The organism is Streptomyces sp. WM6386, assembly GCF_000972385.1.
Taxonomy (GTDB): domain Bacteria; phylum Actinomycetota; class Actinomycetes; order Streptomycetales; family Streptomycetaceae; genus Streptomyces.
Window position 1 is genome coordinate 25,866 of the sequence record NZ_JXTE01000070.1, and the last position, 11,759, is coordinate 37,624.

Below are 11,759 nucleotides of genomic sequence, written 5' to 3' on the forward strand. Positions count from 1 at the left end.
CGCCGTGACGCCCTACTCGTACCCGAGGAGCCAGCCCGTGCACCGTTCCCCCACCGCCGAGGCCGAGGTCGCCGAGGAGCTGGCCGAAGTGCGTCCCGACCTCGTGTCGCGGTACACGGCCCACCTCCCCGGCGCCCGTGCGGCCGTACTGACCCGGCTGTGGCGGGCGTTGGCCCATGAGCCGCTTCCTTGGGTCACCCGTCGCGAACGCGGCCGGGACGCTCTCGTCCTGCGCCTTCGTGACGGACGCCGGCTCCAGGGGCCGCCCGCCGACCCGTACGCGACCACCGCGTACGTCACCGTCGTCCACCTCGACGACCTTGCGTACGACGATCCGGCACGGCTGACGACCGACCTCGGCGTACCGCACGGCCCGGATCTGGCCGCCGAGCTCGGTCACAGCGTCGCCTCGACGGCGCTGTCACGGGCCGGGCAGGTGAACACGTCGCACGAGTGGCCCGGGACCGACTGGGAGTGGGAGCAGCGGGTGGTCGACGGGCATCCGTACCACCCCAACTGCCGTTCCCGGCCGGGCTTCTCGGTGGCCGAGCAGCTGGCGTACGGGCCCGAGCACCGGCCGCTGGTCGCATTGCGTCTGATGCCGGTCAGGGCGGACGAGTGCCTGGTGACCGGCGGGTGGCCGGACGGGATGCGGGACGGGGAGCGGCTGTTGATCCCGGTGCATCCCTGGCAGGCGGGCCATGTGCTGAAGCGGGCGGGCGACGAGGGGCCGGCCGCGCATCCGCTGATGTCCCTGCGCACGCTGGCCCTGGCCGACGGCGGTCCGCATGTGAAGACGGCCCTGAGCGCCCGGTTGACGTCCTCGGTGCGGGACATCTCCGTCTACTCGATCGGCCTGTCGGCGACCCTGTCGGCGTTCGCGGAGACGCTCACCGCGCACACGGACGGTCTGCTGCACTTCACCCGCACCCTGGGCGCCGCGACGGCCGACTCCCCCGACCTGGCCGCCGTGTTGCGCGAATCGCCGCAGGTGTACGCCGGGAGCGGCGAGCACGTCGTCCCGGTGGCCGCGCTCGCCACCACCGCTCTGCCCGAATCCCCGGCCTGGCTGGCGGAGTTCGCGCGCCTCGCGCTCACCGTGGGGCTGCGGCTGCTGGAGCTCGGTGTGGCCCTGGAGGCGCACGGCCAGAACCTCCTGGTGGTGCTGTCCTCGACGGGCGCCCCCCTACGGCTGGTCTATCGCGACCTGGCCGACATCCGGGTCAGCCCGGCACGGCTGACGCGGCACGGGCTCCCGGTACCGGAGTTGACGGGCCGGATCGTCACGGACGACGAAACCGCCCTGCGGCGCAAGCTGTTCGGGGCGCTCGTCGGCGGGGCCCTGGCGGGAACGGCGGGTTCGGGTACGGCGTTGGGCGCGGCGCTGGAGACCGTCGTAGGAGATCTTCCCCGCACACCGGATCTGGTGGCGCTCCTGGAGAACCCGCTGCCCGCGAAGGCGTTGACGCTGATGAGGCTGTCACCGGGGACGCCCGGAGACCGGTGGGCACAGCTGCCGAACCCGGTCCGTTTTGGAGTGCGGCCCTCCTGATCAATAGGATCCGCCGATGATCACACGTAAACGGCTGGCGGCAGGAGTGTGCGCCCTGCTCGCCGCCCTCACGGCCGGGATCGCCCTCCCGACCGGGGCGGCCGCCGGCGAACCCACGGGCCAGGTCGCGCCCCAGGTCGACCTCGTCCTCGACGTGAGCGGCTCCATGCGGACGGCGGACATCGACGGCGGCACCCGGATGGCCGCGGCGAAGCAGGCCTTCAACGAGGTGCTGGACGCGACGCCCGAGGAGGTCCAGCTCGGCATCCGGACCCTCGGCGCCAACTACCCCGGCGACAACCAGAAGACGGGCTGCAAGGACACCGCGCAGCTCTATCCGGTCAGCACGCTGGACCGTACCGAGGCCAAGACGGCGGTGGCGACCCTCTCCCCCACCGGCTGGACGCCGATCGGTCCCGCGCTGCTGAAGGCGGCCGACGACTTCACCGAGGGCGCCGGTTCCAAGCGGATCGTCCTGATCAGCGACGGCGAGGACACCTGCGCCCCGCTCGACCCGTGCGAGGTGGCTCGCGAGATCGCCGCCAAGGGCATCGGTCTGACCATCGACACGCTCGGCCTGGTCCCGAACACCAAGATGCGGCAGCAGCTGAGCTGCATCGCGGAGGCGACGGGCGGTACGTACACCTCGGTGGAGCACACCGAGGAACTCACCGACAAGGTCAACCAGTTGGTGGACCGGGCGGCCGACCCGGTGGTGACCCCGGTGGCCACCGAGGGCGCCGCCGAGTGCGCGAAGGCGCCGACGCTGAAGTCCGGGCTCTACACGGACCGCGAGGAGTTCGGGCAGGAGCGCTGGTACCGCGTGGACGTGCTGCCGGGCCAGGAGCTGCGCGCCTCGGTGAGTGTGGCGGCCGACCGGGCCGTGAACCCCGACTACGGGACACTGCTGCGGGCCGTCACCGTGCACGGCCGCGAGATCGTGCGCGGCGAGGCCGCCGGCAACGGGCGCACGGACGTCATCTCCACCGGGCTGCGCTATCCGAAGCCCGAGCGGGACGACGACGACAGCGACAAGCCCGCCGCCGAAATCGTGTGCCTCCAGGTCACCAACTCGTTCTCGGCCGTCTCCGGCGTGAAGACCACGCCCGGCCTGCCGCTCGAACTGACCGTGGACGTGGTGGACGCGCCGTCCTCGTCGAGCGACGTGGCCTCCTTCGGCCTGGGACGCGGCTGGTGGCTGCTCGGCGTACTGATCCTCACCGGCTTCCTCGCCGGTGTGCTCTGGGGCTGGCTGTCACGCTGGCGGCTCGCGGTCTGGAGGACCAACTGATGAGGCTCACACGCGTGTTGGGCGCCGCGGCGCTCATGCTCGGGCTGGCCGTCGCCCCCGCGGCGGCCGACTCGTCGCCCTCCCCTTCGGCCTCCGGCGACGACACCGCACCCACCTCGGCCGGTACGTCGTTCCGTACGGCGACCGAGATCGAGCAGGGGCAGCAGGCCACGGCGAGCGGCTCCACCGGCGACTACCAGTACTGGTCGTTCCCCGCGGACGCCGGGCAGCGCCCCACCGTGAAGGCGACGGTGAAGCTGCCGAAGACGCATGCCGCGCAGACCTGGCAGGTCGATGTGTACGACGGACTGCGCCGCCGGCAGGCCTGCCAGTACGGCGCGCAGACCCGCACCGCCGCGGCCGACGCCGCCTCGGTGGAGCTGGCCTGCGTCATGCGCACGGTCCGCGCCTGGTCGGAGCCGTGGGCGAACGACCCACTGCCGGGCACTTACTACATCCGGCTGACGGTCGTCGGCCTCGGCGCGGCCGACCTCGGCCAGCCGGTCGACTCCTCGGTGGAGGTCGGCTCCAAGGACATCGGCGGCGCGGCGGCCGTGGACGGCTCGCTGGCCGAGCCGCTGGTGCCGGGCATCGCGGTCACGTCCGCGTCCGACGAGGAGACGTCGCAGTCCTCGGCCGTGCTGTCCGCCATCGAGCCCGAGGACGGCTGGTCCTCGGGCTGGTGGTCGGATCGCTGGGTGTGGACCGTGCTGGGCGGTGCGCTGGCCGCGCTCGCGGGGGTCGGCGGATACGCCCTGACGCGCGGGACGGGACGGCCGCGGCAGGTGCCGCCGGGCGCCTGACCTCGCTCCTGAAGGCCCGCTGCCGCTCAGCAGCGGGCCTTCAGGGCTTTCGCCAGGGTCCCCTCACCGGTCACCTCGATGCGACCGTCCCGCAGCGCGACCTCCAGACTCAGCTCCCCGCGGCTGATCGCCGCGCAGGTCCCGGTGTCCAGGACGAGCCGCGCGTCGGGCTCCCCGGGCGCGGGCCCGTCGCCGTACACCGGCCCGTCCTCGGCACCGACGTGCAGATGGAAGTGCCCTTCCTCCAGCCGGACTTCGACGAGCCCCTCCCCCTCCAGCACGCGTAGTAGCGGCAGTGCGAACCAGTGCGCCCGTACGGCGTCGGTCGGCCGCAGCTCCCCGAGCTCGGCCTCGCCCCACCTGCCCAGCGCCTGCAGCACGGGCAGCAACTCCCGCCCGCGTCCGGTGAGTTCATAGACGTTCGCCGCACCGGGCGGCGGCAGCCTGCGCCGGGTCGCGAGCCCGTCCCGCTCCATGTCCTTCAGCCGCGAGGCGAGTACGTCCGTGCTGACGCCCGGCAGATCCGCGTGCAGGTCCGAGTAGCGGCGCGGCCCGGCGAGCAGCTCGCGGACGATCAGCAGGGTCCAGCGGTCGCCGACGGTGTCGAGCGCACGCGCGGCGGAGCAGTACTGGTCGTAGCTTCTGCGAGGTGACATGCGACGCAGTCTAGACAAGTCGTTGGACTTTCCAAGCCGCTACTTGGTAAAACCAAGCAACACAAGAAACCGGAGAGGCAGCAGCGCATGGAGTTCCGGCAGTCCAGCAAGCTCAGCGAGGTCTGTTACGAGATCCGCGGCCCGGTGATCGAGCACGCCAACGCGCTGGAGGAGGCAGGGCACAGCGTGCTGCGCCTCAACACCGGCAACCCGGCACTCTTCGGTTTCGAGGCGCCGGAGGAGATCGTCCAGGACATGATCCGGATGCTCCCGCAGGCGCACGGCTACACGGACTCCAAGGGCGTGCTCTCCGCCCGCCGGGCGGTCGCGCAGCGCTACCAGACGCTGGGCCTGGAGGTCGACGTCGACGACGTCTTCCTCGGCAACGGCGTCTCCGAGCTGATCTCGATGGCCATGCAGGCACTGATCGAGGACGGCGACGAAGTCCTCATCCCCGCACCGGACTTCCCGCTCTGGACGGCGGTCACCACCCTCGCCGGCGGCAAGGCGGTCCACTATCTGTGCGACGAACAGGCCGACTGGTACCCGGACCTGGCCGACATGGAGTCGAAGATCACGGACCGCACCCGGGCCGTCGTGATCATCAACCCCAACAACCCCACGGGCTCGGTCTATCCGAAGGAGATCGTCGAGGGCATCCTCCACCTCGCCCGCCGGCACGGCCTGATGGTCTTCGCCGACGAGATCTACGACCAGATCCTCTACGACGACGCCGTGCACCACTCGGCCGCGGCCCTCGCCCCCGACCTGGTCGTGCTGACCTTCTGCGGTCTGTCGAAGACGTACCGCGTGGCCGGCTTCCGCTCGGGCTGGCTGGTGATCACGGGCCCCAAGCAGCACGCCAAGGACTATCTGGAGGGCCTGACCATGCTGGCCTCCATGCGGCTGTGCGCCAACGCCCCCGCCCAGTACGCCATCCAGGCCGCGCTCGGCGGCCGCCAGTCCATCCGCGAGCTGACCGTGCCGGGCGGGCGACTGTACGAACAGCGCAACGTGGCCTGGGAGAAGCTCAACGAGATCCCCGGGGTGTCGTGCGTGAAGCCCAAGGGCTCGCTGTACGCGTTCCCGCGGCTCGACCCCAAGGTGTACAAGATCCACGACGACGAGAAGTTCGTCCTGGACCTGCTGCTGCGGGAGAAGATCCAGGTCGTCCAGGGCACCGGCTTCAACTGGCCCACCCCCGACCACTTCCGCATTCTGACGCTCCCTCACGCCATCGACCTGGAGGCGGCGATCGGGCGGATCGGGCGGTTCCTGAGCGGGTACCGGCAGTAGGGAATGCCGGGCATCCACTTCCTGTTGATCGATTCCATACGGGATCGACGACTGGGGGAAGCGGGATGTCGTACGACGTGCGGGGCACCGTGGCCGACGGGTTCGAGGGCGTGCGCGAGGAGTTCGCCGCCTTCGTCGCCGCGGAGGCGCACGACCCGGGCGCACAGCTGGCGGCGTACGTGGGCGGCCGGCAGGTGGTCGACCTGTGGGCGGGAAAGGACATCAGCGGCTCCTCGCTGACCACCCACAGCCGTACCGTGCGCGTCCTCGGACCCGCCTCCTCGGGCGGGGTGGGCAACGCGCGCGGGGTGGCCCGGATGTACGCCGCCGCGATCGGCACGGTGGACGGGAGACCGCCGCTGCTCACGCCGGCGACCGTGGCCGCCTTCGCAGGACCGCGGACGCCGGGGACGGACCTGGTCACCGGGCAGCCGGACCACTTCGGGCTCGGCTTCGAGAGTCTGACCAGGCTGTACCCGTTCCTCGGGACGGACACGATCGGGCACAGCGGCGCGACGGGCTCGCTCGGCTTCGCCGACCCGGGGAGCGGGGTGGCGTACGCCTACACGCGGCGCCGTTTCGCGTTCCCGTCCGGCGAGGGCGCCTCCCCCGAGAACGGCCGTCTGGCCGAGTCCGTCGTGCGGGCCGCCCGCGCCGCATGACACCGTGCTGACAGGCATGGCAGGAGGACGGCGTGGGTGACCTGTTTCTCGTCCGGCACGGTGAGACCGAGTGGTCGCGGTCCGGACGGCACACCGGATGGACGGATGTGCCGCTGACCGAGCACGGGCGGGCGGAAGCACGTGGCCTGGTGCCGCTGATCCGCTCGCACCGGATCGGCGCGGCCTTCGTCAGCCCCCTCCAGCGGGCCCGCGAGACGGCACAGCTCATCGGGGTGTCCGACGCCCGGGTCGACGTCGACCTGCGGGAGTGGGACTACGGCGGCTACGAGGGGATCACCACCGTCGAGATCCAGCGCACCCGGCCGGACTGGTTCCTGTTCACGGACGGGGTCGCACCGGGGCCGCCGGACCGTCCCGGGGAGACACCGGAACAGGTCGGCGCCCGGGCCGACCGGGTCCTGGCCAAGGTGGACGCGGCCCTCGCCAACACGGAGGGCGTGGTGCTGCTGGTCGCCCACGGGCACTTCCTGCGGGTGCTGACGGCGCGGCGGCTCGGGTTGCCGGCGTCGCAGGGGGCGCTGTTCCAGCTGGCGACGGGGACGGTGTGCCGACTGGGCACGGAGCATGGGCGGCCGGTGGTGGCGGGGTGGAATGTCAGACCCCCGTCGTAGTCTTCGAGTGGGTTGATCGCCGCACGGTGATCGCCCGTCCCACCGGCCTGCCGACGGGGAGGAGCACGCCGTGACACGACCGCCGACCGCCGCACAGCGGCGTGTCATCGACGGCGCCGATCCCGTCACCGGACGGCTCAGGGGTACGGAGACCCAGCTCGCGGCCCTGGTGAAGCACGGGCTCGCGTTCCGGCACCCCCGGCCGCCGCACGACCACTTCCTGACGCCGGCCGGGCACCGGATACGGGAAGCCGAACCGGCGGCGCCCGCACCGGAGCCCGAGGCACCCTCGGCCGCCGGGGTGTTCGCCGCACGCATCGGCGGCGAGGAGGATCCGCCGGCCGCCGGTGCGGCACGGGTGCGGGAGGTGCACAGCGCCTGGCAGGGGTTGTTGGAGCTGCGCCGGATGACAAACCCGGACGGGGCCACGGACCGGCCCTGCGGCTGGGAGCGCACGCATCTGGTGCAGGCCGCCGCGCTCGCCCTGGAGGCGGCCGGGCACCGTCCGGCGACCGGAGAGGACGCCGAGGGATACCGGGTGCGCGTGACCCCGCAGCCCGAGGCCGTCGCCGTGCGCGAGCCGGACGCCGCCGCGCTCAGGGCCTGCGCGGCCACCCTGGAGGGGGCGGGCTGGCAGGTCGGCGAGTACACCGAGCCGCGGACCAGAGCCCGGTACGTGCTGGCCTCCCCGCGACGGGTGTAGGGCACTACCAGGAGCAGCGGCTGGACCCTCAGGGGCGCTTCGAGGCACTGGCCACACCGCAGGAACGCCTATGCGTCGACCAGCTCCGGCTGGTGCTCGGTGTCGTAGGCGGCCCTCGACTCGGCGATGTAGACCCTGTTGCGCTCGGCCCAGTCGGTCAGACGCTGCAAGGTCTCGTGCAACTCCCGGGCCGCCGTGGTGAGTTCGTACTCGACCTTGGGCGGGACCGTCGCGTGCACGGTACGGGTCACCAGACCGTCGCGCTCCAGGTTGCGCAGCGTCAGGGTCAGCATGCGGCGGCTGATGCCCTCGATGCTGCGCTCCAACTCGGTGAAGCGGATGGGCCCGTGGGCGGCGGCCACCAGGATCTGGACGCTCCATTTGCCGCTGACCCTGTCAAGAACTTCGCGGACGGGGCAGGCGTGCGCGTTCACTGCCTGGACGGTAACACCGGTGTTCCTCTGGGACATCGGACTGCCTCCTTACGGCCGGCCTCCATGGTCACCCACGATAAACCCCGTTACAAGTCGTGCACCAAGGGAAGACCGGAGGCAACGCCGCCATGACGGCCATCATCGAGTCCCGTAGCCGGACACCGCACCGAACACAGCGAACGTACTCCCGCTGGGCCTCCCTTGTCGTCCTGTGCGCGGGGACGCTGATGACGGTCCTGGACGGCAACATCGTCACGGTCGCCATGCCGGCCATCCAGAGCGACCTCGGCTTCTCGGCCTCGGGCCTGGCGTGGGTCGTCAACGCCTATCTCATCGCCTTCGGCGGGCTGTTGCTGCTCGTCGGCCGGCTCGGTGATCTCGTGGGCCGCAAGCGGATGTTCACCGCGGGGCTCGCCGTGTTCACCGCGGCGTCCGTGCTGTGCGGGGTGGCGACCGAGCAGGGCGTGCTGATCGCGGCCCGTGCCCTGCAGGGCGTGGGCGGGGCGATGACCTCGGCCGTGGTCCTCGGCATGCTGGTCGCCCTGTTCCCCGAGCCGCGCGAACAGGCCCGTGCCATCGCGGTGTTCAGCGCGGTCGGCGCCGGCGGCGCGTCCCTCGGCACGTTCCTGGGCGGGGCGCTGACCGAGGTCCTGAACTGGCACTGGATCTTCCTGATCAACCTCCCCATCGGCATCGTCGCCCTGCTGGCGGCGTCCCGTGTCCTGGCCCCGGACAGCGGGGAGGGGCTCGGGAAGGGTGCCGACTATCCCGGCGCGACGCTGGTCACGGGAGCCCTGATGCTCACGGTCTACGTCATCGTCGGAGCCGGTGACCGCGATCTGACCGCGACGTTCCTTCTGGCCGCCCTCGCCGTCACGCTCTTCGTGGCGTTCACCGTCCGTCAGGCGCGCACCGCCCGCCCGCTGCTGCGGCTGCGGCTGTTCCGCTCCCGGGTGCTGAGCGGTGCGAACGCCGTGCAGATCCTGATGATCGCCACCATGTACGGCTTCCAGTTCATCGCCGCGCTCTATCTCCAACGCGTCCTGGGCTATGGCGAGTTGGCCACCGGCACCGCGTTCCTGCCGGCGCCGATCGTGATCGGGGCGCTGATGCTCGGCCTGTCGGCGCGGACCATCGGGCGGTTCGGCGCGTACCCGGTGCTGCTCAGCGGGCTCGTCCTCATCGTCGCCGGCATGGCCCTGCTGAGCCGGGCACCCGTCGACGGCGGTTACGTCACCGACGTACTCCCGTCGCTGCTCCTGCTCGGCGCCGGGTTCGCCGCGGCGATGCCCGCGCTGACCGGGCTGGCCATGTCGGGGGCGCGGGAGGAGGACGCGGGGCTGGCGTCCGGACTGTTCAACACCACGCAGGTGGTGGGTGGTTCGCTGGGGCTGGCGGTGCTGTCGGTACTGGCGGCGAGCCGGACGGAGAGGCTGGTCGACGGCGGTGCGGGGCGCCTCGTGGCGACGGCCGAGGGGTATCAGCTGGCGTTCGGGGTCGGGACCGGGATCGCGGTGGCGGCGCTGGTGCTGGCGGCGGGGGTGCTGCGACGCCACTCCGTTGGGCAACGGTGACCAACCTGCGGGCCGGTGGGGGCTGATCGCGCCCACGCGGCGGTAGCCGCAAATGAATACAGCCCCGCGCCCCTCAGGGGGCGCGGTTCCGCAGCCGGGGTCGGTGGCGGGCCCCCGCTATCCGCCACCGCGCCATCCTGTCACCCCGCGGCGAACGCCTGCCGATGGTCCTCGGCCCACTCCCGGTACGTCCGGGCCGACCGGCCCAGCACCTCCGGCACAACCTCCGTGACGACCGCGTTGCCTCCCCGGCGCACGAAGGCCGTACCCGCCAGGATGCCCGCCGCCTGCGCCTCGTCGAAGCCCCACGCGGTGAGCAGGTGGTCGCGGGTCTCGTCCGGCGAGAGATCACGCGTGGTGACCGGCCGGCCGAGGACCGAGGCCAGTACGGCGGCCTGCTCGGGGACGCTGATCGCCTCGGGGCCGGTCAGGGTGTACGTCCGCCCCGCGTGCCCGCCGTCGACGAGGATCCGGGCCGCGACCTCGGACACGTCTCGCGGATCGATCACCCCGGACAGTCCGTCACCGGTCATGTTCGGCACCGGCTCGCCCTGCCCGACGGCCTGCGCCCAGCTCAGTGTGTTCGAGGCGAAGGTCGAGGGCCGCAGGATCGTCCACTCGGCGCCGCTGTCGCGCACCGCCTGCTCACCGGGCACATGCCAGTCGCCGGACGGACCGACCCCGGGATCGCCCGTCCCGATCGCGGAGAGCTTCACCAGCCGGTGGACGCCCGCCGCGGCCGCGGCCTCCACCAGCGTCTGGTCGTGCCGTGAGCCGGGACCGGGTGCGCCCAGCAGGAACGCGGCCGTCACACCCGCCGTCGCGCCCTCCAGGGAGCCGGGGTCGAGGTAGTCCCCGCGTACCACCTCCACCCCCGGCGGCACCTGGGCCTTCGCCGGGTCGCGGGTCAGGGCGCGGACCTTCTCGCCGCGCGCCGCGAGCTGTCGCAGGAGTTCACTGCCGATGGTGCCCGTGGCACCGGTAACGAGGATCATGTCCCCACCGTGCGCCGGACAGGGGCCCGGGCTCTTGGAAATTCCGGCACGGTTCGCCCGCCCTTCGCGCCGTGCGCTCGTCTACGGTGAAGGGGTGACGAACTCCCGCGCCGAGCAGGCCCTTGCGCTGCCCGAGGCCCTGCGTCCCTGGATCACCGGGATCAGCACCGTGGCCGCCGTCGGCCCGCCCGAGGAGTCGTTCGTCCATCTCCCGGACGTCGGCACGAAGATCGTCGTACGCGTGGGAGTGAGCGGGCACCGCGACGTCATAGCCGTCGGTCCTCGGGTCCGGGCTTCCTACCACGAAGGCAAGGCCCTGGCCTCCTGCGTGGAGATGCGCCTCGCACCCGGAACGGCCCGTCCCCTGCTGGGTGTTCCGGCAGTCGAGCTGGTGGGGAGGGTCGTTCCGCTGGACGAACTGCCGGGCAGCATCGCACGCGAACTCGGCCGTGACCTGAGATGGCTGGCCCCCGAGCAGACGGCGGCCCATCTGGCGGACGTACTGCCGGACCGGCTCACCAGCACGTCCGACCGCACCGAGCTGGTGCGGGCCGGGGTCGACGCGATGTCGGTGCGGATCGGCCGCACCCCCGGGCAGGTCAGCCAGGTGGCCCGCGAACTGGCCGTCAGCGAGCGCCAGTTGCGCAACCTCTTCGCGGAAGGGGTGGGCCTTTCCCCCAAGCACTACGCCCGCATCAACCGCGTGCACGCGGTCCTCACCCACGCCACGACAGCTCCCTGGGCCGAACTCGCCACCGCCACGGGCTACTACGACCAGTCGCACATGACATCGGACTTCCGCGCCCTGATGGGCGTCCCGCCCCGCTCGTACTTCACCGGCCGACTCCCCGCCGCCACCCCCTGCCAGGCAAGCCCGCGCCCCTGAACGCGGATGCGCACCTCATGGCACGGGCCGGACAGCAACTCACGGTGACTTGCCGGGTCGAGACCGCCCAACAGGCCTTTCTCCAGAAGGGCAGTCTCGACCTGGACACACCGCTCAAGTGGAAGGTGTACGGGGACAGTTGCACGGTCGGCTAAGCGGGTCGGGTGAGGTCCTGTACGGTTCGGCAGCGCCCTGAAGGGGCGCGGGGCCGTATCACTATGCGGCTCCGCCGCGGGGCGCGACCAGCCACGACGGCGCCGCGGACGGCCGACGGC

13 protein-coding genes are annotated in these 11,759 nt (G+C 72.1%); 10 read left to right on the top strand and 3 right to left on the bottom strand.

Features of this window, described 5'->3' with window-relative positions:
* Positions 1-37 precede the first annotated feature (37 nt).
* Genes TN53_RS32735 through TN53_RS32745 form a run of 3 tightly spaced genes read left to right on the top strand, consistent with a single transcriptional unit; the run spans position 38 to position 3,646 of the window.
* Entirely contained in the window at positions 38-1,552 is a 1,515-nt protein-coding gene (locus TN53_RS32735; RefSeq protein WP_046262392.1) for an IucA/IucC family protein, read from the top strand.
* A gap of 16 nt (positions 1,553-1,568) precedes the next feature.
* Positions 1,569-2,843, top strand: coding sequence for a VWA domain-containing protein (locus tag TN53_RS32740; protein WP_046262393.1), 1,275 nt, complete (start codon positions 1,569-1,571; stop codon positions 2,841-2,843).
* A complete protein-coding gene (locus TN53_RS32745; protein WP_046262394.1) occupies positions 2,843-3,646 on the top strand; it encodes a hypothetical protein in 804 nt (267 codons plus the stop codon). The genes TN53_RS32740 and TN53_RS32745 overlap by 1 nt, the downstream gene beginning before the upstream one ends.
* 26 nt (positions 3,647-3,672) lie before the next feature.
* Here TN53_RS32745 and TN53_RS32750 read toward each other — a convergent pair whose 3' ends face one another.
* Positions 3,673-4,302: a winged helix-turn-helix transcriptional regulator gene (locus TN53_RS32750; protein WP_046262395.1), complete on the bottom strand. Its 630-nt coding sequence runs from the start codon at positions 4,300-4,302 to the stop codon at positions 3,673-3,675.
* An 87-nt stretch (positions 4,303-4,389) separates the two neighbouring features.
* On the opposite strand from TN53_RS32750, the gene TN53_RS32755 reads away from it, so the two are divergent.
* From TN53_RS32755 to TN53_RS32770, 4 genes are all read left to right on the top strand, one after another.
* Positions 4,390-5,598 (top strand): pyridoxal phosphate-dependent aminotransferase, encoded by a 1,209-nt coding sequence (locus TN53_RS32755; RefSeq protein ID WP_046262396.1) that lies wholly within the window; start codon positions 4,390-4,392, stop codon positions 5,596-5,598.
* A gap of 65 nt (positions 5,599-5,663) precedes the next feature.
* Positions 5,664-6,260 (top strand): serine hydrolase, encoded by a 597-nt coding sequence (locus tag TN53_RS32760; RefSeq protein ID WP_095046864.1) that lies wholly within the window; start codon positions 5,664-5,666, stop codon positions 6,258-6,260.
* 32 nt (positions 6,261-6,292) lie between these two features.
* A complete protein-coding gene (locus tag TN53_RS32765; RefSeq protein WP_046262397.1) occupies positions 6,293-6,892 on the top strand; it encodes a histidine phosphatase family protein in 600 nt (199 codons plus the stop codon).
* 70 nt (positions 6,893-6,962) lie between these two features.
* Positions 6,963-7,595, top strand: a complete 633-nt coding sequence (locus TN53_RS32770; protein ID WP_046262398.1) for a hypothetical protein — start codon at positions 6,963-6,965, stop codon at positions 7,593-7,595.
* A gap of 68 nt (positions 7,596-7,663) precedes the next feature.
* Here the strand turns inward: TN53_RS32770 and TN53_RS32775 are convergent, their stop codons facing one another.
* Positions 7,664-8,065 carry a winged helix-turn-helix transcriptional regulator gene (locus tag TN53_RS32775; protein WP_046262399.1) on the bottom strand — a complete coding sequence of 134 codons (402 nt, stop codon included), beginning with the start codon at positions 8,063-8,065 and terminating at the stop codon, positions 7,664-7,666.
* Between the two features lie 92 nt (positions 8,066-8,157).
* Between TN53_RS32775 and TN53_RS32780 the strand changes: the two genes are divergently transcribed.
* Positions 8,158-9,603: an MFS transporter gene (locus tag TN53_RS32780; RefSeq protein WP_046262400.1), complete on the top strand. Its 1,446-nt coding sequence runs from the start codon at positions 8,158-8,160 to the stop codon at positions 9,601-9,603.
* A 140-nt stretch (positions 9,604-9,743) separates the two neighbouring features.
* On the opposite strand, the gene TN53_RS32785 is transcribed toward TN53_RS32780, so the two are convergent.
* Positions 9,744-10,598, bottom strand: a complete 855-nt coding sequence (locus TN53_RS32785; RefSeq protein WP_046262401.1) for an SDR family oxidoreductase — start codon at positions 10,596-10,598, stop codon at positions 9,744-9,746.
* A 94-nt stretch (positions 10,599-10,692) separates the two neighbouring features.
* Between TN53_RS32785 and TN53_RS32790 the strand changes: the two genes are divergently transcribed.
* Entirely contained in the window at positions 10,693-11,484 is a 792-nt protein-coding gene (locus TN53_RS32790) for an AraC family transcriptional regulator (RefSeq protein WP_046262402.1), read from the top strand.
* Positions 11,485-11,501: 17 nt separating this feature from the next.
* Positions 11,502-11,639: a hypothetical protein gene (locus TN53_RS45805; protein ID WP_420719148.1), complete on the top strand. Its 138-nt coding sequence runs from the start codon at positions 11,502-11,504 to the stop codon at positions 11,637-11,639.
* The last annotated feature ends 120 nt before the right edge of the window (positions 11,640-11,759 follow it).